Origin of the sequence: Enterobacter sp. BRE11 (assembly GCF_031844285.1) — a bacterium.
GTDB lineage: Bacteria > Pseudomonadota > Gammaproteobacteria > Enterobacterales > Enterobacteriaceae > Pantoea.
Genome location: NZ_JAUZUX010000004.1, coordinates 97,489 through 122,105, shown reverse-complemented (window position 1 = coordinate 122,105; position 24,617 = coordinate 97,489). Strand labels below are relative to the sequence as shown.

Annotated in this window: 16 protein-coding genes and 1 tRNA gene; 12 read left to right on the top strand and 5 right to left on the bottom strand. The window is 60.7% G+C overall.

From position 1 onward, the window contains the following. The first annotated feature begins 123 nt into the window (after positions 1-123). Both Q9R34_RS05730 and Q9R34_RS05725 read left to right on the top strand, forming a co-directional pair. Positions 124-1,428: an NAD(P)/FAD-dependent oxidoreductase gene (locus Q9R34_RS05730; RefSeq protein WP_485892738.1), complete on the top strand. Its 1,305-nt coding sequence runs from the start codon at positions 124-126 to the stop codon at positions 1,426-1,428. Positions 1,429-1,721: 293 nt separating this feature from the next. After that, on the top strand, positions 1,722-2,264 hold the full coding sequence (locus tag Q9R34_RS05725) for a glycine zipper 2TM domain-containing protein (protein WP_033750889.1): 543 nt from the start codon (positions 1,722-1,724) through the stop codon (positions 2,262-2,264). A 108-nt stretch (positions 2,265-2,372) separates the two neighbouring features. On the opposite strand, the gene putA is transcribed toward Q9R34_RS05725, so the two are convergent. Further along, complete coding sequence (gene putA / locus Q9R34_RS05720) at positions 2,373-6,323, bottom strand: trifunctional transcriptional regulator/proline dehydrogenase/L-glutamate gamma-semialdehyde dehydrogenase (protein WP_485892736.1); 3,951 nt, start codon at positions 6,321-6,323, stop codon at positions 2,373-2,375. Positions 6,324-6,774: 451 nt separating this feature from the next. Here putA and putP point away from each other — a divergent pair, with 451 nt between their 5' ends. From putP to phoH, 5 genes are all read left to right on the top strand, one after another. Next, on the top strand, positions 6,775-8,259 hold the full coding sequence (putP, locus tag Q9R34_RS05715) for a sodium/proline symporter PutP (protein WP_485892735.1): 1,485 nt from the start codon (positions 6,775-6,777) through the stop codon (positions 8,257-8,259). Positions 8,260-8,437: 178 nt separating this feature from the next. Continuing rightward, positions 8,438-9,271, top strand: a complete 834-nt coding sequence (efeU, locus tag Q9R34_RS05710) for an iron uptake transporter permease EfeU (RefSeq protein WP_485892733.1) — start codon at positions 8,438-8,440, stop codon at positions 9,269-9,271. Positions 9,272-9,275: 4 nt separating this feature from the next. Then, positions 9,276-10,397: an iron uptake system protein EfeO gene (gene efeO / locus Q9R34_RS05705; RefSeq protein ID WP_485892732.1), complete on the top strand. Its 1,122-nt coding sequence runs from the start codon at positions 9,276-9,278 to the stop codon at positions 10,395-10,397. 1 nt (position 10,398) lies between these two features. Continuing rightward, a complete protein-coding gene (gene efeB, locus Q9R34_RS05700; protein ID WP_485892731.1) occupies positions 10,399-11,673 on the top strand; it encodes an iron uptake transporter deferrochelatase/peroxidase subunit in 1,275 nt (424 codons plus the stop codon). Positions 11,674-12,183: 510 nt separating this feature from the next. Then, on the top strand, positions 12,184-12,972 hold the full coding sequence (gene phoH, locus Q9R34_RS05695) for a phosphate starvation-inducible protein PhoH (protein ID WP_434124678.1): 789 nt from the start codon (positions 12,184-12,186) through the stop codon (positions 12,970-12,972). Between the two features lie 577 nt (positions 12,973-13,549). Here phoH and Q9R34_RS05690 read toward each other — a convergent pair. Beyond that, positions 13,550-13,637 (bottom strand) — tRNA-Ser (locus tag Q9R34_RS05690). Between the two features lie 244 nt (positions 13,638-13,881). Between Q9R34_RS05690 and phoA the strand changes: the two genes are divergently transcribed. After that, positions 13,882-15,306, top strand: a complete 1,425-nt coding sequence (gene phoA / locus Q9R34_RS05685; protein ID WP_485892730.1) for an alkaline phosphatase — start codon at positions 13,882-13,884, stop codon at positions 15,304-15,306. Between the two features lie 41 nt (positions 15,307-15,347). Here the strand turns inward: phoA and mfd are convergent, their stop codons facing one another. Continuing rightward, positions 15,348-18,791 carry a transcription-repair coupling factor gene (gene mfd, locus Q9R34_RS05680; protein WP_485892729.1) on the bottom strand — a complete coding sequence of 1,148 codons (3,444 nt, stop codon included), beginning with the start codon at positions 18,789-18,791 and terminating at the stop codon, positions 15,348-15,350. Positions 18,792-18,893: 102 nt separating this feature from the next. Beyond that, positions 18,894-19,103, bottom strand: a complete 210-nt coding sequence (locus tag Q9R34_RS05675) for a hypothetical protein (RefSeq protein WP_033747909.1) — start codon at positions 19,101-19,103, stop codon at positions 18,894-18,896. A gap of 222 nt (positions 19,104-19,325) precedes the next feature. On the opposite strand from Q9R34_RS05675, the gene lolC reads away from it, so the two are divergent. From lolC to cobB, 4 genes are all read left to right on the top strand, one after another. Next, positions 19,326-20,525, top strand: a complete 1,200-nt coding sequence (lolC, locus tag Q9R34_RS05670; protein WP_434125313.1) for a lipoprotein-releasing ABC transporter permease subunit LolC — start codon at positions 19,326-19,328, stop codon at positions 20,523-20,525. Continuing rightward, positions 20,518-21,222 (top strand): lipoprotein-releasing ABC transporter ATP-binding protein LolD, encoded by a 705-nt coding sequence (lolD, locus tag Q9R34_RS05665; protein ID WP_485892727.1) that lies wholly within the window; start codon positions 20,518-20,520, stop codon positions 21,220-21,222. The genes lolC and lolD overlap by 8 nt, the downstream gene beginning before the upstream one ends. Beyond that, positions 21,222-22,466 (top strand): lipoprotein-releasing ABC transporter permease subunit LolE, encoded by a 1,245-nt coding sequence (lolE, locus tag Q9R34_RS05660; protein WP_485892726.1) that lies wholly within the window; start codon positions 21,222-21,224, stop codon positions 22,464-22,466. The genes lolD and lolE overlap by 1 nt, the downstream gene beginning before the upstream one ends. 90 nt (positions 22,467-22,556) lie before the next feature. Beyond that, positions 22,557-23,390 carry a Sir2 family NAD+-dependent deacetylase gene (gene cobB / locus Q9R34_RS05655; RefSeq protein ID WP_485892725.1) on the top strand — a complete coding sequence of 278 codons (834 nt, stop codon included), beginning with the start codon at positions 22,557-22,559 and terminating at the stop codon, positions 23,388-23,390. A 182-nt stretch (positions 23,391-23,572) separates the two neighbouring features. Here cobB and potD read toward each other — a convergent pair whose 3' ends face one another. After that, entirely contained in the window at positions 23,573-24,616 is a 1,044-nt protein-coding gene (gene potD, locus Q9R34_RS05650) for a spermidine/putrescine ABC transporter substrate-binding protein PotD (protein ID WP_485892724.1), read from the bottom strand. Position 24,617 lies beyond the last annotated feature (1 nt).

Here is a 24,617-nt window from a genome sequence, read left to right as displayed (position 1 = left end):
ACCATCTTCCCTGCCCATGCTATTCTGCCCTCAGCAGCGATTTTAACTTCGCCAACCCTATGTTTATTAAGGTTTAATTTAACCATTGATTAACTATTGGTTCACAATTTTGAGGGGGTCTTGTTGACTACATCCATGAAAAAAATCGTTATTGTCGGTGGCGGCGCGGGCGGGCTGGAGATGGCAACGCAGCTCGGTCACAAGCTGGGCCGTAAGAAAAAGGCCGAGATTATTCTGGTAGACCGCAACCACAGCCACCTGTGGAAGCCGCTGCTGCACGAAGTCGCAACCGGATCGATGGACGAAGGCATTGATGCGCTGAGCTATCTGGCGCACGCGCGCAATCACGGCTTTCAGTTCCAGCTCGGCTCGCTGACCAACATCAACCGCGAGCGCAAAACCATTGAGCTCGCGGAGATGCGCGACGACAACGGCGAAGTGCTGGTGCCGCAGCGCGAGGTGGCCTACGACACCCTGGTGATGGCGCTCGGCAGCACCTCGAACGATTTCGGCACGCCGGGCGTAAAAGATCACTGCATCTTCCTCGACAACCCGCACCAGGCGCGGCGTTTTCACAATGAGATGCTTAACCAGTTCCTGAAGTTCTCCGCCAGCGAAGGTCGGCTGGAGAAGGTCAATATCGCTATTGTCGGCGGCGGGGCGACCGGCGTCGAGCTGTCAGCCGAGCTGCACAACGCGGTCAAACAGCTGCACAGCTACGGCTATAAAGGTTTGAGCAGTGAAGCGCTCAACGTCACGCTGGTGGAGGCGGGCGAGCGTATTCTGCCTGCGCTGCCGCTGCGCATCTCCGCCGCCGCGCACAACGAGCTAACCAGGCTGGGCGTGCGCGTGCTGACGCAAACCATGGTGACCAGCGCTGATAAAAATGGCCTGCACACCAAAGGCGGCGAATTTATCGAGGCGGATCTGATGGTATGGGCGGCGGGTATTAAAGCGCCGGACTTCCTGAAAGAGATTGGCGGGTTGGAGACCAACCGCATCAACCAGCTGGTGGTGAAAGAGACGCTGCAAACCACGCTGGATGACGATATCTACGCCATCGGGGACTGCGCCTCCTGCGCGCTGCCGTCAGGCGGATTCGTGCCGCCGCGCGCCCAGTCGGCACACCAGATGGCGTCGCGCGCGATGGAGAATATTCTCGCCCAGCGTAGCGGCAAGCCGCTGAAAGCCTACGTCTATAAAGATCACGGCTCGCTGGTGTCGCTGTCGCGCTTCAGTACCGTGGGCAGCCTGATGGGCAACCTGATGCGCGGCTCCATGATGGTAGAGGGCCGCATTGCGCGCTTTGTCTATATCTCCTTATATCGTATGCATCAGATTGCGCTCCACGGCTATTTCAAGACTAGCCTGATGATGCTGGTAGGTAGCCTTAACCGCGTGATCCGTCCGCGCCTCAAGCTGCACTAATGATTCCCAGGCGGCGTAAGCCGCCTTTTCTTTTCTCATATGCTTGTTAAGCTGCTGACACATAACACAAATTAATTAAAGTTCTGCTGCCCCCCTTGCTCAGAACTCTCCGAAAAGCTGGTCCTGATCCGCTTCCGGTGCGTTTTCCTCCATTAATCTGATGTTGCAATTTCGGACCATCTGCAAAACTTCCTGCAATGATACGGCGGGTCGTGCACGCCGTTCTGTGCCATAGCGACAGTGGACATCGTCGCGGCACGCATGCACGGTAACAACTTCAGGAGGACAATCCTGTGAATAAATCGATGTTAGCGGGTATCGGTATCGGCGTGGCTGCCGCTTTGGGTGTGGCCGCCGTTGCCAGCATGGATGTATTTGACCGTGGTCCGCAGTATGCGCAGGTGCTTTCAGCGACGCCAATCAAAGAGAGCATTAAGCAGCCGCGTCAGGAATGTCGCAACGTGACGCTGACCCATCGTCGCGCGGTACAGGATGAGAACCGCATCGCCGGTTCGGTGCTGGGCGCGGTCGCGGGCGGCGTGCTGGGTCATCAGTTCGGCGGCGGACGGGGACGCGATGTGGCGACGGTCGCAGGCGCGCTGGCGGGCGGCTACGCCGGCAACCAGGTGCAGGGCGGTTTGCAGGATCGCGACACCTACACCACCTCAGAGCAGCGCTGCAAAACGGTATACGATAAGCAAGAAAAGATGCTGGGTTATGACGTGACCTATAAAATAGGCGACCAGCAGGGCAAAATCCGCATGGAAAACGACCCTGGCACCCGCATCCCGCTGGACCGTAACGGCCAGCTCATCCTGAACAGCAATCAGGCTTAACTGGGCAAAGATTCCCACACAGCACACACATAGTAAAAAGGCACATCTTACGATGTGCCTTTTTTTTAGCTTTGCTCTTTATGCCGGCTTATCCGCCGGCGAGATTAATCAACCGATGGTCATCAGGCTGGCGTTGCCGCCGGCCGCCGCAGTGTTGACGCTCAGCGAGCGCTCAATCAGCAGACGCTCCAGCAGCAGCTGTGTATCGCCGCGGGCGAAGCCCTGCACCGACACAATCGCGCCGTCGCGCGCCGCGATCTGCTCGCACAGCGTGCGCAGCTGATCGGCGTCGCCGTGGTAGATCACCGCGTCGAAGTGGGTGGCGAACAGATCTTTCGCCAGCGCGATGCGCGCCTGTACCGCCTGCGGCAGCGCCTGGCGCAGCGTACGGTGCAGCTCATCGTCCGGCCAGAGCGCCTGACTGCCGACGCTGGTCACCGCCGCCAGCTGCACCAGCGCGTCCTGCTCGTTATCGGCGAGGCAGAGCACGCGTTCACGCGGCAGCAGCGAGAAGGTGTTGCGCTCGCCGGTCGGGCCGGTCAGCAGCCGCACGGTGCCCGCCTGCGCCAGCGTGGCGTAGCGCTGGCAGATCGCAGCCAGTTCCGGCTTGTCCTGCTGCGCCCAGGCCGCCAGAGCCTTATGCGGCTCCAGCAGCGCCTCACGCAGCGAGCCGTCCGCCGGACGCTCGGCATCCTGGCGCGCAAAGGTGGTGCTCAGCGCCGTTTCCGGACGGCTGGAGAGCAGGCGATAAAGATAGAGCGGGCCGCCCGCTTTCGGGCCGGTACCGGAGAGTCCTTCGCCGCCGAACGGCTGCACGCCAACCACGGCGCCCACCATATTGCGGTTCACGTAGAGGTTGCCGACTTTCGCGCTGGCGGTGACCTGCGCGATGGTTTCATCGATGCGGGTATGCACGCCCAGCGTCAGGCCGTAGCCGCCTGCGTTGATCTGGTCGATCAGCTGCGGCAGCGCATTGCGCGCGAAGCGCACCACGTGCAGCACCGGACCGAAGATCTCTTTGTCGAGATCGCTGACCTGATCGAGCTCGATCAGCGTCGGCTTAATAAAGGTGCCGCTCTGCCACTCCGCGCGATCTTCCGGATGATCCTGCACCGCCTGGTAGACGGCATTGCCTTTGTTGCGCATCGCCTGGATATGACGCTCGATATTCGCCTTCGCCTCAGCGTCGATGACCGGGCCGATATCGGTAGAGAGGCGCTCCGGGTTGCCCATGCGGCATTCGGCCATCGCGCCGCGCAGCATTTTCAGCGTGTGATCCGCCACATCCTCCTGGATGCAGAGCAGACGCAGCGCCGAGCAGCGCTGTCCGGCGCTGTCGAATGCCGAGGCGAGAATATCGACCACCACCTGTTCAGTGAGCGCGGAAGAGTCGACGATCATCGCGTTAAGCCCGCCGGTTTCGGCGATAAGCGGCGTCGGGCGGCCCTGGGGATCGAGGCGGCCAGCCAGATTACGCTGCAGCAGCGTCGCCACGGCAGTAGAGCCGGTAAACATTACGCCGCGCACGCGCGCGTCGCGCGTCAGCTGCGCGCCGACGGTTTCGCCGTCGCCCGGCAGCAGTTGCAGCACGCCCGCAGGCACGCCAGCATCCAGCAGAATGCGCACCGCCTGTGCGGCGATCAGCGGGGTCTGTTCCGCCGGTTTGGCCAGCACGCTGTTGCCCGCCGCCAGCGCGGCCGCGATCTGGCCGGTAAAGATCGCCAGCGGGAAGTTCCAGGGACTGATACAGACCACCGGACCAAGCGGGCGATGCGTTTCATTATCGAAATCATTACGCACCATGCCGGCGTAGTAGCGCAGAAAATCGACCGCTTCGCGCACTTCGGCGATGGCGTTGTTATAGGTTTTGCCCGCTTCGCGCACCAGGATGCCGATCAGCTGCTGCATGCCGTCTTCCATATGCTGCGCGGCGCGATCGAGGATCGCCGCGCGCTCGTCCGGCGGCGTCGCGAACCAGATTGGACCGGCATTCACCGCCGCATCCAGCGCCAGCGACACCTCCGTTTCGCTCGCCTCGCGCACCTGGCCGACGATATCGCCCGGCGCAGCCGGATTGATTACCGGACGGGTTTCGCCGTCGCTCAGCTCGCCGTCAATAATCGGCTGTGCCAGCCAGGGCTGCGCGGCGCTGCTCAGCAGGGCGCTGGAAAGCGACGCCAGACGATGTTCGTTGGCCATATCGATGCCCGCCGCGTTGCTGCGTCCCGCGCCGTAAAGATCGCGCGGCAGGGGGATCTTCGGATGCGGCAGGCCAATCGCCCCTTCGCTCGCCCCCAGTTTTTCCACCGCCACAACCGGATCGGCCACCAGCTCGTCAATCGGCAGCGAGGTATCGGCGATGCGGTTAACGAAAGAGGTATTGGCGCCGTTTTCCAGCAGGCGACGCACCAGGTAGGCGAGCAGGGTTTCATGGGTGCCGACCGGCGCATAGATGCGGCACGGACGGTTGAGTTTGCCGTCCGCCACTTTGCCGACCACCTGCTCGTAGAGCGGTTCGCCCATGCCGTGCAGGCACTGGAACTCATACTGGCCCGGATAGTAGTTATTGCCCGCCAGCTGGTAGATGGCCGCCAGCGTGTGGGCGTTGTGGGTGGCGAACTGCGGGTAGATCAGATTCGGCATCAACAGCAGCTTGCGCGCGCAGGCGAGGTAAGAGATATCGGTGTAGACCTTGCGGGTATAGACCGGATAGCCTTCGAGGCCTTCCACCTGGGCGCGTTTGATTTCGCTGTCCCAGTAGGCGCCTTTCACCAGGCGGATCATCAGGCGGCGACGGCTGCGCTGTGCCAGATCGATCAGCGAGTCGATCACGAACGGGCAACGCTTCATATAGGCCTGAATGACAAAGCCGATGCCGTTCCAGCCCTCCAGCTCCGGCTCGAAGCAGAGCTTTTCCAGCAGATCGAGCGACAGCTCAAGGCGGTCCGCCTCTTCGGCGTCGATATTGATGCCGATGTCGTAAGTGCGCGCCAGCAGCGTCAGGGATTTCAGAATAGGGTAGAGCTCTTCCATCACGCGATCGTACTGCGCGCGGCTGTAGCGCGGGTGCAGGGCGGAAAGCTTAATGGAGATGCCCGGGCCTTCATAAATGCCGCGGCCATTAGAGGCTTTGCCAATCGCATGGATCGCCTGCTGGTAAGAGACCAGGTAGGCTTTGGCGTCGCTGGCGGTTAGCGCCGCTTCGCCCAGCATATCGTAGGAGTAGCGGAAGCCTTTCTCCTCCAGCTTGCGCGCGTTCGCCAGCGCCTCGGCAATGGTTTCGCCGGTAACGAACTGTTCGCCCATCAGGCGCATCGCCATATCGACGCCTTTGCGCACCAGCGGCTCGCCGCTCTTGCCGATAATGCGGTTCAGCGATCGCGACAGATTCGCTTCGTTGTGCGTTGAAACCAGACGGCCGGTAAACAGCAGACCCCAGGTAGCGGCGTTAACAAACAGGGAGGGGCTGCGGCCCAGGTGCGACTGCCAGTTGCCGTTGCTGATTTTGTCGCGGATCAGCGCGTCGCGCGTCGGCTTATCGGGAATGCGCAGCAGCGCTTCCGCCAGGCACATCAGCGCCACGCCCTCCTGAGAGGAGAGGGAGAACTCCTGCAGCAGGCTTTGCACCATGCCGGCGCGTCCGGTTGCCCCTTTTTGGTGCCGCAGCTTGTCGGCAAGGCTGTAAGCGAGCTGATGTGTTTTCTCTGCCAGCGCCGCCGGCAGACGCGCCTGCTCAAGCAGCATCGGCACCGCGTCGGTCTCCGGGCGGCGCCAGGCGGCGGTAATGGCGGCACGCGCCACCGACTGCGGCAGAATATGCTCGGCGAAATCGAGGAACGGCTGGTGCGTCTCTTCCGGGACGATCTCCTCCTGCTCCGGCTGTGCGCCCGTCGTCACAGGGATCTCCGGCAGGGCGTCGCCGCTCTCCAGCTGACCGAGGTAGTTAAAAATCGCCTGTTTAATTAGCCAGTGTGGCGTGCGGTCAACCTTCTGCGCCGCCAGTTTAATACGTTCGCGGGTGGTCTCATCCAGCTTCACCCCCATTGTTGTTGTGCCCATGACCTGTCTGCTCCTGTCTTTAGCGCTCATACTGCGTGGCCAGCACTATCTCTGATGTTGCAACTTTGTGCAACCGTGTTAAGTGTGACCGGCTTAACAGCCTTTTTAATGATTAATTTGTTAACGCCTTAAAAGGCGGCATGGAACTTGCTGCAAGAATCTCGCCACAATTGCGCAGCGCTAACTTACTGCATTGACGGAGGTTTGCCGGGGTGCAACTGTGGAACTGTGAGCGAGTGCAACCTGTTAACAAAATTACGTGATTAACAGGTGAAATCGCTGTAAGGCCTGTGTTAAATCCATTGTGCGCATCGCGCCTTTCCGGCAGGATACCGCGCCTCGGGAAAGAGCAGGCGCCTGTAGCTGGACAAAACCTGTGGCTTTGCCCCGTTCCGACGAGGCCACAGCGTGCGGTTTCTCTCGGGAAATCAACTATAAAGTGGAGAGACGAATGAGTGTAAGCACACCGATGCTGGTGACTTTTGTTATTTATATCCTTGGGATGGTGCTGATAGGGTTCGTGGCCTACCGTTCTACTAAAAACTTCGACGATTACATTCTGGGGGGCCGCAGCCTGGGCAGCGTGGTCACCGCGCTGTCGGCGGGCGCGTCTGATATGAGCGGCTGGCTGCTGATGGGGCTGCCGGGCGCAATTTTTCTCTCTGGCATTTCAGAAAGCTGGATCGCCATCGGCCTGACGATCGGCGCCTGGTTGAACTGGAAGATCGTCGCGGGGCGGCTGCGCGTGCAGACTGAGCACCATGACAACGCCCTGACATTGCCCGATTTTTTTACCAGCCGCTTCGAAGATAAAAGTAAAATCCTGCGCGTCATCTCTGCGCTGGTGATCCTGATCTTCTTCACCATCTATTGCGCCTCGGGCGTGGTGGCGGGCGCGCGCCTGTTTGAAAGCACCTTCGGCATGAGCTATGAAACCGCACTGTGGGCCGGCGCGGCGGCGACCATTCTTTATACCCTGGTGGGTGGGTTCCTGGCGGTGAGCTGGACTGATACCGTGCAGGCGAGCCTGATGATTTTTGCGCTGATCCTGACGCCGATTATCGTGATTGTCGCCGTTGGCGGACTGGACGACTCGCTGGCGGTGATCGAGGCGAAAAGCATTGAAAACCTCAATATGCTGAAGGGGCTCGATTTCGTCGCGGTGATTTCGCTGCTGGGCTGGGGACTGGGCTACTTTGGCCAGCCGCACATCCTGGCGCGCTTTATGGCGGCGGATTCGCATCGCTCGATCCGCACCGCGCGCCGCATCGGCATGGCCTGGATGGTGCTCTGCCTGGCGGGCGCGGTGGCAGTCGGCTTCTTTGGCATCGCCTACTTCCAGAATCACCCGGAGCAGGCGGCGAACGTCAGCGGCAACGGCGAGCGCGTCTTTATCGAGCTGGCGCGCATTCTGTTCAACCCGTGGATCGCCGGCGTTCTGCTCTCGGCCATCCTGGCGGCGGTAATGTCGACCCTCAGCTGTCAGCTGCTGGTCTGCTCCAGCGCGCTGACCGAAGATCTCTATAAAGGCTTCCTGCGCAAAAACGCCAGCCAGAAAGAGCTGGTGTGGTTTGGCCGCGCCATGGTGCTGCTGGTGGCGCTGATCGCCATTGCACTCGCTTTGAACCCGGATAACCGCGTGCTCGGACTGGTAAGCTACGCCTGGGCCGGTTTCGGCGCCGCCTTTGGTCCGGTGGTGCTGTTCGGCGTCTGCTGGAAGCGCATGACGCGCAACGGCGCGCTGGCGGGCATGGTTATCGGCGCGGCGACGGTGCTGATCTGGAAGCAGTTCGGCTGGCTGGGCCTGTATGAAATCATTCCGGGCTTCGCCTTCTCCAGCATCGCCATCGTGCTCTTTAGCCTGCTGGGCCGCGAGCCGTCCGCCGCTGCGCAGCAGCGCTTCGACGCGGCCGAGGCGGAATACCTGACCAAATAATTCATTACAACATACAAGCCCGCTTTCCGTATGGGAGCGGGCTTTTTTGTGTCTTCCGTCCAGAAATAATTTCGCTGCATTACTTGTTTTTTCCTCCGCGATAATGATAATCGGTATCGTTCGCATTTTACCTAACTTTACCTGCGATTGACGCTGCTTAACATTCAAGAGGTCGGCGATGTTTGTTCCCTTTCTTATCATGCTGCGCGAGGGCCTGGAAGCGGCGCTGATCGTCAGCCTGATTGCCAGCTATCTGAAGCGTACCGGCCGTTCGCGCTGGTTTCCCGCGCTGTGGGCGGGCGTAGTTATCGCGGCGGCGCTCTGCCTGGCGCTCGGCATTATCATCAACCAGACCACCGGCGAATTCCCGCAGAAACAGCAGGAGTTGTTCGAGGGCATCGTGGCCGTGGTCGCGGTGGCGATCCTGACCTCAATGGTGTTCTGGATGCGCAAAGTGGCGCGCAATATGCGCGCGCAGCTCGAGCAGGCGGTCGATCAGGCGCTGAATCAGAGCGGGCGCGGCGGACTGGCGCTGGTGCTGATGGTGTTTCTCGCCGTTGCGCGCGAAGGGCTGGAGTCGGTGTTCTTTCTGCTGGCGGCCTTTACCCAGGATGTCGGCTACGCGCCGCCGGTGGGCGCCGTTCTCGGGCTGGCGACGGCGGTGGTGCTCGGTATGCTGCTCTACTGGGGCGGCGTGCGCCTGAATATGGCGCACTTCTTCCGCTGGAGCAGCCTGTTTATTCTGTTCGTCGCCGCCGGGCTGGCGGCGGGCGCTGTGCGCGCCTTCCATGAGGCGGGCCTGTGGAACCATTTTCAGACTGTCGCTTTCGACCTGAGCAACGTGCTCTCCACCCATTCGCTGGCGGGCACGCTGCTTGAGGGCGTGCTGGGCTATCAGGAGACGCCGAGCGTCAGCGAAGTGGCGGCCTATTTTCTCTATCTTATTCCGGCGCTGCTGCTGTTTTTACTGCCGGCGCGTCCGGCGCGCCAACTCTCGACTAAACAGGGATAACTCTATGATAATTCGCTTTCGCCGCAAAACCCTGCTGGCTTCGCTGCTGGCGCTGACGGGAACCGCTGCGGCCGCCGATATTCCGCAGGTCGCCGTCAGCGTGACGGATACCCAGTGCGAGCCGATGCAGCTCACGGTCAAGCCAGGCAAAACCCAGTTTCTGATCAAGAACAACAGCCAGAAAGCGCTGGAGTGGGAGATTTTGAAAGGCGTGCTGGTAGTGGAGGAGCGCGAAAATATCGCGCCGGGTTTTAGCCAGAAGCTCACCGCCAACCTTGAGCCGGGCGAGTATGAGATGACCTGCGGCCTGCTGAGTAATCCAAAAGGCAAACTGACCGTGCAGGGCGAGGCGTCGCCAGCCGCAAAAGCGGGCAAATCTGACGTGCTGGCGCTGGCCGGTCCCATCACCGCCTATAAAGCCTGGGTCACGCAGGAAGTGGCGCAGCTGGCGTCAAGCACCGAAGCCTTTACCCATGCAGTGAAAGCGGGCGATATCGAGAAAGCGCGAGCGCTCTATGCGCCGGCCCGTCAGCACTACGAGCGTATCGAGCCTATCGCCGAGCTCTTCTCCGATCTTGACGGCAGCATCGACGCGCGCGAAGACGATTACGAAAAGAAAGCGGAAGATCCGAAGTTCACCGGTTTCCACCGCCTGGAGAAAGCGCTGTTCAGCGATAACAGCACCAAAGGCATGGAGGGCTACGCCACCCAGCTCAACCGCGACGTGCAGGATTTGCAGACCCGCATCAGCGAGCTGGCGTTCCCGCCGGTGAAAGTAGTCGGCGGCGCGGCGGGCCTGATCGAAGAGATCGCCTCCAGCAAAATCTCCGGCGAAGAGGATCGCTACAGCCGCACCGACCTGTGGGATTTCCAGGCGAATATCGACGGCGCACAAAAGATTGTCGATCTGCTGCGTCCGCAACTGCAGCAGGCGAATCCGCAGCTGCTGGCGAAAGTCGACGGCAACTTCAAAAAAGTCGATGCCATTCTCGGCAAGTATCGCGAGGGAGAGGGCTTCGCCTCCTACGAGAAACTCACCAGTGCGGATCGCAATGCCCTGAAAGGGCCGGTTACCGCATTGGCGGAGGATCTCTCTTTACTGCGCGGTACTTTAGGTCTCGATTGATATGAGTCGTCAACAGGATGAGGCGCAGCCTGCAAGGCGGCGCCTGTTAAAAGGGCTGGGACTGCTGGGCGGCGCGGCCGCTGTGAGCGGCGGCTGCCCGTTCCACGCGGCGGCTGACAGCTTCTCTCCCGGTACGGTTGCACCTGACGCGCGACGCCAGGTGCAACCCTTCTACGGTGAGCATCAGGCAGGTATTCTCACGCCGCAGCAGGCGTCGATGATGCTGGTGGCCTTTGACGTGCTGGCCAGCGATAAGGCCGATCTGGTGCGCCTGTTTCAGCTGCTTACCGCCCGTATCGCTTTTCTGACCCGCGGGGGCCCGGCGCCGGCGGTGACTAACCCTAAGCTGCCGCCAATGGATTCAGGCATTCTAGGCGCTGAGATCGCGCCGGACAACCTGACGATCACGGTGTCGGTAGGCGCGTCGCTGTTCGATACGCGTTTCGGCCTGCAGGCGCTGAAACCGAAGAAGCTGCAAAGCATGACGCGCTTTCCCAACGATTCGCTGGATGCTGCCCAGTGCCATGGCGATCTGCTGCTGCAGATCTGCGCTAACACCCAGGACACGGTCATCCACGCGCTGCGCGATATCGTGAAATATACGCCCGATCTGCTGGGCGTGCGCTGGCGGCGCGAAGGCTTTATCGCCGATCACGCCGCGCGCAGCCAGGGGAAAGAGACGCCCATTAACCTGCTGGGCTTCAAGGATGGCACGGCCAATCCCGACACGCAGAATAAGCCGCTGATGGATAAGCTGCTGTGGGTAACGGCCGATCAGGATGAGCCAGCGTGGACGCGCCGAGGCTGCTATCAGGCGGCGCGGATTATCCGCTTCCGCGTAGAGATGTGGGACCGCACGCCGCTCGGCGAACAGCAGGCAATTTTCGGCCGCGACAAGCTGAGCGGTGCGCCGCTGGGCATGCAGCACGAGCGTGACGTGCCGGATTATACGAAAGATCCCGATGGCGAGGTTATCGCGCTCGACGCCCATATCCGCCTCGCCAACCCGCGCACGCCCGAGACAGAGAGCAGCCTGATGCTGCGCCGCGGCTACAGCTATTCGGCGGGCACCACCGCATCGGGGCAGCTCGATATGGGGCTGCTGTTCGTCTGCTATCAGCACGACCTGGAAAAAGGCTTTATCACCGTACAGAAGCGGCTGAATGGCGAAGCGCTGGAGGAGTATGTGCGTCCCGTCGGCGGCGGCTACTTCTTTGTTTTACCGGGCGTTCCCGACCCTGAGCACTATCTGGCGCAGCCGCTGCTGGAAGCCTGACGACACCCTGCGCCGCCGCATCGGCGGCGCGGTTTCTGCGCGCCGTGCAAAATAGTTGTTTCCCGCCTGAAAATCTAATCCCTTGATTGCCATAAGAAATGCTGGTTTTGCCTGCCTGCCTGCCAGCTACTGTTATTTCTGAATTATGGGCATAGTCGTAAAATTAATGTTGCCAACTCTGTTAAAATTAGTGCAGTTTAATGGATAAGCGTGTTGGTTCGCAGACTGGAGTCGCGCATGGGAAGGTCCTTTACAGGACAGACAGCTTTACCTCAGGTTCCACACTCCTCAGCGAGGGCATGCGCGCCTTCGACAGCCTCTTCTTCTTTATCAAATTGTTTCTCGATCTTCGGTTTTACCGGTGTGCCTCTGCGCTTCGGTGCGGCGACACATCTTTATCAACGGTACGTCATGGCTCGAAAGGAAGCCAATCAAACCTCTAAAGCGTTCAGTTAATCGTGGCGGGCAGCGGCCCAACGCGGGAAATGAAACCAACTGTAAGGTGCGACTATGGGAAGACAGAAAGCAGTGATCAAAGCGCGTCGTGAAGCCAGAAGGGTGCTTCGTAGTGACTCTCGTAGTCATCGTCAGCGCGAAGAAGAATCGGTCACTTCGCTGGTGCAGATGAGTGGGCTGGATGCCATCGGCATGGCGCGCGACGTGCGCGATCGTTCGCCAGTTGCCGCCAGAAACGATGCTCAGGCGCACTATCTCCAGGCCATAGAATCGAAGCAGCTGATCTTTGCAACCGGCGAAGCGGGATGCGGTAAAACCTGGATCAGCGCCGCGAAAGCGGCAGAGGCCCTGATACATAAGGATATCGACAGGATTATCGTCACGCGTCCGGTACTCCAGGCCGATGAAGATCTGGGATTCCTGCCAGGGGATATCTCAGAAAAATTCGCGCCATACTTCCGGCCGGTCTATGACGTTCTGGTTAAACGTCTTGGCGCTTCCTTTATGCAGTACTGTCTGCGACCCGAAATCGGCAAGGTGGAAATCGCGCCTTTCGCCTATATGCGCGGTCGTACCTTTGAAAACGCGGTGGTGATCCTCGATGAGGCACAAAACGTGACCGCAGCCCAGATGAAAATGTTCCTGACACGCCTTGGCGAAAACGTCACGGTGATTGTTAACGGCGATATTACCCAGTGCGACTTGCCCGCTGGGGTGCCTTCCGGTCTTGCGGACGCGCTGGCGCGATTCGAAGAGGACGAGATGGTCGGCATTGTACGTTTCGGCAAAGATGACTGCGTGCGCTCGGCACTCTGTCAGCGCACGCTGCATGCGTATGGTTGATGGATTTGAGTCGTCTGTGTAGCAAGCAAAACCCGGCGCAAGCCGGGTTTTTTTATGGATGATAACAAAGGCTTTCTGGAGGAGAGTTAACTGACCGCTGGGCTGATGGTGACCCCTTGTCCAGCAAGTTGCGGCCAGTTAACCGGCATTTAATATGGGCGAAAAAGCTGCGTCAGTAAACCTGTTACGGGTATGCGTTACGGCCCGTTTGAGCATGGATGTGTCCCGGTTGTAGGAGATATCGCGCGTTTGCAGGTTATTGATTTTAAGACGGTGTGGATGTTGTTGCGGGAATTTAAAATGTGCGTTGTCGAACCCCGGCGGGGGTTCTCATACCCCTCTTATCGAGGAATATAAACGAAAAAAGCCTGAACTTTCGCTCAGGCTTTTCTCTGCAATTTGTGGCGGTGAGAGGGGGATTGACTCGCTGCGCTCGCCCTGCGGGCAGCGTCGCAGGCTCCGCTGTCCAACGGGCTGCACCCGTTGTCGAACCCCGGCGGGGGTTCTCATACCCCTCTCATCGAAGAATATGTAAAAAAAAAGCCTGAACATTAGTTCAGGCTTTCTCTTGAATTAGTGGCGGTGAGAGGGGGATTCGAACCCCCGATACGTTGCCGTATACACACTTTCCAGGCGTGCTCCTTCAGCCACTCGGACACCTCACCACATTTTTTCCGCTGACCTTGCTGGGTCAACGGGGCGCTACTATAGGGAGTCGGCCCAAAAGGGTCAAGCACTATTTTTCTCTTCTCTTCTATCCGCTTAAGCTCTGTTCGAATCGATTTATCCCTGCGCGTTCCGGTCATATTGTCATCAAAAAGAAATCTCTCAGCCACAAAAATGTCACCAAAGCATCACAGACTTACCCCCTGAAACTTCTGGTAAATTTTTCTTATAAGGGAACACAAGATGAAACCGATGCGCCTCTTTACTTTATCGCTTCTTGCCTCACTGGTTAGCCTCTCAGCGCACGCTGAAACCACCAGCGCGCCTGCAGACGCAGGCTACACGCGCGCCGCCACCGGCGACATTACCGAGCACGGCGGCGCGCGTCGCCTGACGGGCGATCAGACCGAGGCGCTGAAAGCGTCGCTGCGCAATACTACGGCGAAAAACGTTATTCTGCTGATTGGCGACGGCATGGGCGATTCGGAAATTACCGCCGCGCGTAACCTGGCCGAGGGCGCAGGCGGCTTCTTTAAAGGACTGGACGCGCTGCCGCTTACCGGCCAGTACACGCACTATTCTCTTGATAAGAAAACCCATAAGCCGGATTACGTGACCGATTCCGCCGCCTCCGCCACCGCGTGGGCCACCGGCACCAAGAGCTATAACGGTGCCATCGGCGTTGACGTCAACGGCAAGGATCAGCAAACCCTGCTGGAGATCGCCAAAGCGGCAGGCAAAGCGACCGGCAACGTCTCCACCGCCGAGCTGCAGGACGCCACGCCCGCTGCGCTGATGGCGCATGTCACCAGCCGCAAATGCTACGGCCCGGAGGAAACCAGCGAGCTGTGCGCCAGCAACGCGCTGGAGCAGGGCGGTAAAGGCTCAATCAGCGAGCAGATACTGAAAACCCGCGCCGACGTCGTGTTGGGCGGCGGCGCGAAATCCTTTAACGAGGTGGCTAAAGCGGGCGACTACCAGGGCAAAACGCTGCGTGAACAGGCGCAGGCGCTGGGATACCAGCTGGTGAGCGACTGGCAGGGGCTCAACGCCGTTACCGCGGCCGACAAAGACAAACCGCTGCTCGGTTTGTTTGCCGACGGCAATATGCCGGTGCGCTGGAAAGGGCCGAAGGCGAGTCATTATGGCAACATCGAGCAAGCAGCAGTGACCTGCGAGGTGAACAAAGATCGCCCGGTCGCCACCCCGACGCTGTCGCAGATGACCGCCAAAGCGATCGATCTGCTGAAAACCAATCCGAACGGCTTCTTCCTGCAGGTCGAAGGCGCGTCCATAGATAAACAGGATCATGCGGCGAACCCGTGCGGGCAGATCGGTGAAACCGTGGATCTCGACGAGGCGGTGCAGCAGGCGCTCGCGTTTGCGCGCGCAGAGGGCAATACGCTGGTGGTGGTGACGGCGGATCATGCGCACAGCAGCCAGATCATCGCTAACGGGACGAAGGCGCCCGGCCTGACGCAGGCGCTGAACACCAAAGACGGCGCGGTGATGACCCTCAGCTACGGCAACTCCGATACCGATTCGCAGGGCCATACCGGCACGCAGCTGCGCGTCGCGGCCTACGGCCCCTGGGCGGCTAACGTAGTGGGGCTGACCGACCAGACCGATCTCTTCTTTACGCTGCGCGATGCGATGGCGCTGAAGTAAGGGAAGTAACGTCTCCCGCTGGCGGGAGACATTGCGCATCGCTAAATGCGGTTTTCGCGCAGCTGCGCCATAAAGTTCTGCACCCACTCCATGCGCAGCTTGCGCTCGGCCAGATCGCGCGTAAAGCGCAGTCGGGTCGGGCCATCGAGCTTCCACTGCTGCGGATCTTTCTGCAGCAGGCTAATCAGCCAGCCAGGGTCGACGCTGTTCTGCGGCGCAAAGTCGAAGAAGCCGCCTTTGTCGCTCACCTCAATTTTGCGAATGCCGAGACTGCGCGCCACCAGCCGCAGCGCGGCGATATCCAGCAGATTGCGCGCCGCGTCCGGCAGCACGCCGAAGCGGTCAATCATCTCCACCTTCAGCTCCTGCAGCTCCTCTTCGCTGTCGGCGCTGGCGATGCGCTTGTAGAGCGACAGTCGGGTATTGACGTCGGGGATAAACTCCTCCGGCAGCAGGGCAGGCATGCGCAGCTCGATTTCAGTCTGATTGCTGGTGAGATCCTCCAGCGACGGCTCGCGCCCCGCCTTCAGCGACTCTACCGCGTTCTCCAGCAGCTCCATATAGAGCGAGAAGCCCAGCGTCTCCATCTGGCCGCTCTGCTCCTCGCCCAGCAGCTCGCCCGCGCCGCGGATCTCCAGGTCGTGCGTCGCCAGCGCAAAGCCCGCCCCCAGATCCTCCAGCGAGGCGATCGCCTCCAGACGCTTCTGCGCGTCGGGGGTCATCGCTTTAGGGTGCGGCGTCAGCAGCCAGGCGTAAGCCTGATGGTGCGACCGACCGACGCGGCCGCGCAGCTGATGCAGCTGCGCCAGCCCGAAGTGATCGGCGCGCTCGATAATAATGGTGTTGGCGGTCGGGATATCGATGCCGGTCTCAATAATGGTGGTGCAGACCAGCACGTTGAAACGCTGATGATGGAAATCGTTCATTACCCGCTCAAGGTCGCGCTCGCGCATCTGGCCGTGGCCGATGGCAATACGCGCCTCCGGCACCAGCTCCGTCAGCCGCTGCGCCGCCTTTTCGATATTCTCGACGTCGTTGTAGAGGTAGTAAACCTGACCGCCGCGCAGCACTTCGCGCAGGATCGCCTCACGCACCACCAGCGCGTCGTATTCGCGCACGAAGGTCTTCACCGCCAGGCGGCGCGCGGGCGGCGTGGCGATAATCGACAGGTCGCGCATGCCGCTCATCGCCATATTCAGAGTGCGCGGAATCGGCGTTGCGGTAAGCGTCAGAATATCGACATCGGCGCGCATCGCCTTGATGCGCTCTTTGTGGCGCACGCCAAAGCGATGCTCTTCATCGACAATCAGCAGCCCTAAGTCGTGCCACTTCAGGTCGCTCATCAGCAGCTTGTGGGTGCCGATCAGGATATCGATTTTGCCTTCGCTCGCCGCCTGCAGCACCTGCGTCTGCTCTTTAGCGCTGCGGAAGCGCGACAGCATCTCAATGCGCACCGGCCAGTTGGCGAAGCGGTCGCGGAAGTTGTCGTAGTGCTGCTGCGCCAGCAGCGTGGTCGGCACCAGCACCGCCACCTGTTTATGGTTTTCTACCGCGAGGAAAGCGGCGCGCATCGCCACTTCGGTTTTGCCGAAGCCGACATCGCCGCACACCAGACGGTCCATCGCCAGCGGCTGGCACATGTCACTCAGCACCGCGTTGATCGCCTGCGCCTGATCCGGTGTGGTGTCAAACGGGAAGCTCTCGCAGAAAAGCTGATACTGCTCGCGGTCGTGCTTAAAGGCGTAGCCCGCTTTCGCCGCGCGCTGGGCGTAGATATCCAGCAGCTCGGCGGCGACGTCGCGCACTTTCTCCGCCGCTTTCTGCCGCGCGCGCGTCCAGGCGTCGCTGCCCAGCTTGTGCAGCGGGGCGTTTTCATCCGCGCCGCCGGCATAGCGGCTGATGAGGTGCAGCGAGGAGACCGGGACATAGAGCTTGGCGTCGTTGGCGTAGGAGAGCATCAGATACTCCGCCATGATGCCGCCCGCCTCCAGCGTTGTCAGGCCGATGTAGCGTCCGACGCCGTGCTCCAGATGCACCACGGGCTGACCGGGCGTCAGCTCGGCCAGGTTACGAATCAGAATATCGGGGTTGATGGTGCGGCGCGTATCCTGGCGGCGTCGGCTGACGCGTTCGCCCAGCAGATCGCTTTCGCAGATCAGGGCACGGTCGCGCTGCGTATCGACAAAGCCGCGCTCGCTGGCGCCGATCATCAGGGTATAGCACTCGCTGCTGGCGTCATCGAGATGTCGCACCGTCTGCGGACGCAGCTTAATGCGCGCCAGCAGCTCCTGCAGGCTTTCGCGACGGCCTTCGCTCTCGACCGAGAAGGTGACCTGACCGCTAAAGCCATCGAGGAACTGGCGCAGCGGATCGAGCGGCGCCTTAGCCTGCGCCTGCACAGCGATATCGGGCAGCGGCTGGTAGCCGAGATTGGTATTACCCGCTTTTTCCGGCAGCGCCTCATTGGTCATCTGCACGCGCGGCCAGCGGTTCAGCTCACCCAGCAGCGCATCTGGCCGCAGCCAGAGCGAGGTCGGCGTCAGCAGCGGACGCATGGGATCGACGCGGCGATTTTCATAGCGCGCCTCCACGTCCTGCCAGAAGCGCTCCGCGCTGCCGTTAAGATCGCCGCAGTTCACCACCAGCGTATTGTCGGGCAGGTAGCTGAACAGGGTCGGCAGCTCTTGCTCGAAGAAGAGCGGCTGCCAGTATTCGATGCCGGCAGGCAGGGTGCCTTTGCTCACCTGCTGATAAATATGCTCCGGCTCGCGGCGCACGTCGAACAGCTCGCGCCAGCGGGTGCGGAACAGCTCAATTGCCGCTTTGTCGGTCGGGAACTCATGGGCTGGCAGCAGGTTAATCGCCGGCACCGCTTCCAGCGTGCGCTGGCTGTCGACGTCGAACAGGCGCAGGCTGTCGATCTCGTCGTCGAAAAAGTCGATGCGGTAGGGCTGATCGCTGCCCATCGGAAAGAGATCGAGCAGCGCGCCGCGCGTGGCATATTCGCCATGCTCCATTACCTGGTCGACGTGACGATAGCCCGCCTGCTCCAGCTGATCGCGCAGGCGATCGCGCGACAGCTTCTGCCCCTGCTTCATCACCAGCGCGTGGCCGTGTAAAAAAGGATGCGGACAGACGCGCTGCATCAGGGTATTTACCGGCATAATCAGCATGCCGCGCGTCATGGTGGGCAGCTGGTAGAGCGTCGACAGGCGCGCCGAAATAATGTCCTGATGCGGCGAGAAGCTGTCGTAGGGCAACGTTTCCCAGTCGGCGAGATGGCTGACGGGAAGATCGGTGAACTGGCGGATTTCATCCAGCAGGCGCAGCGCGGTTTGCATATCGGGAGTGATCATCAGCACCGGACCGGCGTGGCGCTCGGTTATGCTGGCGCACTCTACCGCGTGCGCGGCGCCGATCAGCTGACCGAGCTGGCGGCGATCGCCGGATTTTACGGGCAGGGCATAGCGGATCTGTTCGGACATGGGATCTTGTGGTTCTCTCCATTTTTTCCAGGGCGTCATGATTCCACATTACGCCCTGGCGATCACCTGCTGCGGCGGTTTTTCCTTTGCGCGGTGGCCGAGTTATTTAGCGGATGGTTGGGTATAATGCATGCGCGGACGATCGACGTTCGCCCAGCTCAACTCCATTTCCAGATGGTAGCTGTGGTTGCCGTCGTCCCACTTGACGTAGTAGCCGGTGGGCGCGTCTCCCTGTTCAAAAACGTTAACAATCTCGCCTTTTATCTCTCCCGACTTATGTTTCACAATGCTGCCTTTGGGATATTTGAACATGGTGTTTCCTCCAGCGCCTCAGGAGCAGGTTGCTGACTCTACCTTAAAGTGTAGCCTAACCGCACGGCAGGTGATTAAACGTACAGACGAGTCTGGCGGGATTTCTTTTTGACGAAAATCGGCCACACTTTGCCGCGTACTCAGCGGGTTAGAGGTTTCATAAACCGAACGCCTCCTTTATCATCACTGGTCTACTTTCAGGCAACTGCCAAGACGGAATACATGTATCAACCTGTCGCGCTATTTATCGGCCTGCGCTATATGCGCGGGCGAGCATCGGATCGCTTTGGTCGCTTCGTTTCCTGGCTCTCCACTATCGGCATCACGCTCGGCGTGCTGGCCCTGGTCACCGTGCTGTCGGTGATGAACGGCTTTGAACGCGAGCTGGAGGGGAATATTCTCGGCCTGATGCCGCAGGCGCTGGTGACCAGCGAGAAGGGCAGCATCAACCCGCAGCAGCAGCCCGCTGAAAGCCTCAAGCTGGCGGGCGTCAGCCGCATGGCGCCGCTCACCACTGCCGACGTGGTATTGCAGAGCGCGCATAACGTCTCGGTTGGCGTGATGCTCGGCATTCAGCCCGACGAGAAAGATCCGCTCACGCCTTATCTGGTCAACACGCCGCAAAGCGTGCTGCAGTCGGGCCAGTACAACGTGATCCTCGGCGAGCAGCTGGCGACGCAGCTTGGCGTTAAGCGCGGCGACGAGCTGCGCCTGATGGTGCCGTCGGTCAGCCAGTTTACCCCGATGGGCCGCGTGCCAAGCCAGCGTCTCTTTACCGTGGCGGGCACCTACGCCGCCAACAGCGAAGTGGACGGCTACCAGATTCTGGTTAACCAGCAGGACGCCTCGCGCCTGATGCGCTATCCGGCGGGCAACATCACCGGCTGGCGTCTGTGGCTCGACAAACCGCTGGCGGTGGATGCGCTGAGCCAGCAGGCGCTGCCTGCCGGACTGGTGTGGAAAGACTGGCGCGAGCGCAAAGGCGATCTTTTCCAGGCGGTGCGCATGGAGAAGAACATGATGGGGCTGCTGCTGAGCCTGATCGTCGCCGTCGCCGCCTTTAATATTATTACCTCGCTTGGCCTGCTAATCATGGAGAAGCAGGGCGAGGTAGCGATCCTGCAAACCCAGGGGCTGACGCGCCGGCAGATTGTCGCGGTCTTTATGGTGCAGGGCGCCAGCGCCGGGATTATCGGCGCGCTGCTCGGCACGCTGCTGGGCGTGCTGCTGGCCAGCCAGCTCAATAATCTGATGCCGGTTATTGGCCTGTTTTTAGATGGCGCGGCGCTGCCTGTCGACATCAACGTCTGGCAGGTGGTGACCATCGCCGTTACGGCGATGGTCGTCGCGCTGCTGTCGACGCTCTATCCCTCCTGGCGCGCCGCCGCCGTTCAACCCGCTGAGGCTTTACGTTATGAGTAACACCCCTTTGTTGCAGTGCCGCGAGCTGTGCAAACGCTATCAGGAAGGCAGCGTGCAGACCGACGTGCTGCGCAACGTCACCTTTAGCCTGCAGCCCGGCGAGCTGGTGGCGATTGTCGGCAGCTCCGGCTCCGGCAAAAGTACGCTGCTGCATCTGCTGGGCGGCCTGGACGCGCCGACCGCCGGCGACGTGGTGTTTGACGGCCAGTCGCTGAACGCCATGTCCTCTTCTGCGAAAGCGTCGCTGCGCAACCGCGAGCTGGGCTTTATCTACCAGTTCCATCACCTGCTGCCCGACTTCAACGCGCTGGAAAACGTGGCGATGCCGCTGCTGATCGGCAAAGCCAGCAAGGCGGAGGCGCAGCAGCGCGCGCGCGAAATGCTGGCGGCGGTGGGGCTGGAGAAGCGCGCGCATCATCGTCCGTCAGAGCTGTCGGGCGGCGAGCGTCAGCGTGTCTCTATCGCCCGCGCGCTGGTCAACCGTCCGCGCCTGGTGATGGCGGATGAGCCGACCGGCAACCTCGATGCGCGCAACGCCGACGCCATTTTTGAACTGCTGGGCGAGCTGAATGTCCGTCAGGGCACCGCCTTTCTGGTGGTGACGCACGATCTGCATCTGGCGCAGCGCCTGTCGCGCCAGATGGAGATGCGCGACGGTCAGCTTAGCGAGCAGGTGACCTTAGCAGGAGCGCTCTGATGGGTTCGTCGTTATCGCTGTTGTTAGGGCTGCGCTTCAGCCGCGGTCGCCGCGGCGGCGGCATGGTGTCGCTGATCTCGATTATTTCGACGCTCGGCATCGCGCTGGGCGTGGCGGTGCTGATCGTTGGCCTGAGCGCCATGAACGGCTTCGAACGCGAGCTGAACAACCGAATTCTGGCGGTGGTGCCGCACGGCGAGATTGAGGCGGTGAATCAGCCGTTCCGCAACTGGCAGTCGCTAATTGCGCCTGTAGAGCAGGTGCCCGGCATCGCCGCCGCCGCGCCCTATGTGAACTTTACCGGGCTGATCGAGAGCGGGGCAAAGCTGCAGGCGCTGCAGGTGAAAGGGGTCGATCCGGCCCAGGAGCCGCGCCTCAGCGCGCTGCCGCAGTTCGTTGAAGGCGACGGCTGGAAAACCTTCGCCGCCGGCAAGCAGCAGATTATTTTAGGCGGCGGCATCGCCCGCACGCTGAACGTCAGGCAGGGCAGCTGGATTACTATCCTGATCCCCAATAACGATGGCGGCACGAAGCTGCTACAGCCGAAACGCATTCGCCTGCAGGTGAGCGGCATTCTGCAGCTGAGCGGCATGCTGGACCACAGTCTGGCGCTGGTGCCGCTGGCGGACGCGCAAAACTACCTCGATATGGGTGACAGTGTCACGGGTATCGCCCTGAAGATGCAGGATCCCTTTCAGGCGGTGAAGCTGGTGCGCGACGCGGGCGAGGCGACCCACGGCTACGTCTATATTCGCAGCTGGATTGGCACTTTCGGCTATATGTACCGCGATATTCAGATGATCCGCGCCATCATGTATCTGGCGATGGTGCTGGTGATTGGCGTAGCCTGTTTCAATATCGTTTCGACGCTGGTGATGGCGGTGAAGGAGAAGAGCAGCGATATTGCCGTCCTGCGCACCCTGGGCGCGAAAGATGGCCTGATCCGCGCCATCTTTATCTGGTACGGCCTGCTGGCTGGGCTGCTCGGCAGCGTCAGCGGCGTGGTCATCGGCGTGCTGGTGGCGCTCAATCTCACCCCTCTGGTGCGCGGGCTGGAATCGCTGACCGGCCATCATTTGCTGGCGGGCGATATCTACTTTATCGATTTTCTGCCCTCGGAGCTGCACTGGCTCGATGTCGGCTTCGTGCTGCTGACGGCCATCGTGCTGAGCCTGCTGGCGAGCTGGTATCCGGCGCGGCGCGCCAGCCGCATCGATCCGGCGCGCGTGCTCAGCGGGCAGTAGCACGGCGAAAACGGCGGCATCGCGCTGTCATACGCGGCCGCTACACTTGAGATTTCTGGCGGCGTTCGACGTCGCCCATAAGGAGTTTTTATGCGCACACCGCGTCGACGCTTGCGCCTCGCCCGCTATAAGAAGACCCGCCGCAAGGTGCACCAGCGTTTTCGCCAGCGTATTTTCGAGCGCGATCGCCAGGTTGAGCTGGCGGCCCATCCGCAGCCGTTCGTGGTGGTGCTGACCGGCGCGGGCATTTCGGCCGAGTCGGGTATCCAGACGTTTCGCGCCGCCGACGGCCTGTGGGAAGAGCATCGCGTAGAGGATGTGGCGACGCCGGAAGGCTATCGCAGCAACCCTGAGCTGGTGCAGCGTTTTTACAACGCGCGCCGCCGCGCGCTGCAGTCCAGTGAGATCCAGCCCAACGCCGCGCACAAGGCGCTGGCCGAGCTGGAGCAGGTGCTGGGCGATAACTTTTTGCTGGTGACGCAGAATATCGACAATCTGCACGAGCGCGCGGGCAACAGTCGCGTGCTGCATATGCACGGCGAGCTGCTGAAGGTGCGCTGCACCAGCAGTGGTCAGGTGATTGAGTGGAATAAGGATCTGACGACGGACGATCGCTGCACCTGCTGTCAGTTTCCTGCGCCGCTGCGTCCGCACGTGGTGTGGTTCGGCGAGATGCCGATCGGCATGGAGGAGATTTACCATGCGCTGGAGAAGGCGGATCTTTTTGTCGCCATCGGCACCTCGGGACATGTCTATCCGGCGGCGGGCTTTGTGCATGAGGCCAAACTGCAGGGCGCGCATACCGTGGAGCTGAATCTGGAGCCGAGCCAGGTGGGCAACGAGTTCGCCGAGCGTCACTACGGGCTGGCGAGCCAGGAAGTGCCGCAGTTTGTAGATGGTTTTTTGCGGAGTTTGTATAAGTAATGGCTTTTTAGTCAGGCCGCACAAATGTTAGCAAGCGGGTAGCCTGGTCCGAAGAGCAAAGCGTCCCGCGACAAGGATGTCGCGGGCCGAGCGCGCAGGGATGCCTTGAGCGACTTTGCGATCGGACCAGGCTACCCGCGTTGGCACCGGTTCAACAAAAAGACGGCTTTGCCGCCTTTTTGTTACCGACCCGCTTTTAGCTTCTGGAACAGCGTCTCATACTGCACGCTGGCGTCGCCGACATCGTTCTGCCATTCGCCATGCTTAATCACCTCGGCTGACGGGTAGAGCGACGGATCGCTCGCCACCGCTTTCGGCAGCAGCGCCTTTGCCGCGAGGTTCGGCGTCGGGTAGCCGATGGTTTCCGCCACTTTGGCCGCCACGTCGGGACGCAGCAGGAAGTTAATCAGCTTCAGCGCGCCCGCCTTGTTTTTCGCGTTAGCCGGAATCGCCAGGTTATCCATCCAGAAAATGCCACCCTCTTTCGGCCAGATGACCTCCAGCGGCGTGCCCGCCTGACGCGCCACATAGGCGGAACCGTTCCAGATCATGCCAAGATTCACTTCCCCTTCCATATAGGGGTTGCCGGGATTGTCGGAGTTAAAGGCAAGCACGTTCGGCATCAGCTTCTTCAGCTCTTCATAGGCGGCGTTGATCTCTTTTGGGTCGCGGGTATTGCCGGAGAGACCCAGCTTACGCAGCGCCATCTGGAACACTTCGCGCGCGTCATCGGTCAGCAGCAGGCTCTGCTTATACTCCGGCTTCCAGAGATCGGCCCAGCTCTGCACCGACTTCGCGTCCACCGCGTCGGTATTGACGCCGATCGCCGTTGCGCCCCAGATATAGGGGATCGAATAGTCATTATTCGGATCGAACGGCTTATTCAGCAGGTTTGGGTCGAGATTTTTAAAGTTGCTGAGCTGCGCCTTGTCGATCTTCTGCAGCATGCCTTCGTTGCGCATCTTCGCCACGAAGTAGGTCGAGGGCACCACCAGATCCCAGGCGCCATCTTTCCAGGTCTTCAGCTTGGCGTACATGCTCTCGTTGGACTCGTAGGTGGAGTAGATCACCTTGATGCCGGTCTCTTTGGTGAACTGCTCCAGCAGCCCCGGCGGCACATATTCGGTCCAGTTGTAGAAATAGAGCGTCTTGCCGTCGTCAGCCTGCGCGCCCTGCATGCCCAGCGCCAGCGCCCCAGCCGCCAGCCAGTGAGACCATTTTTTCATC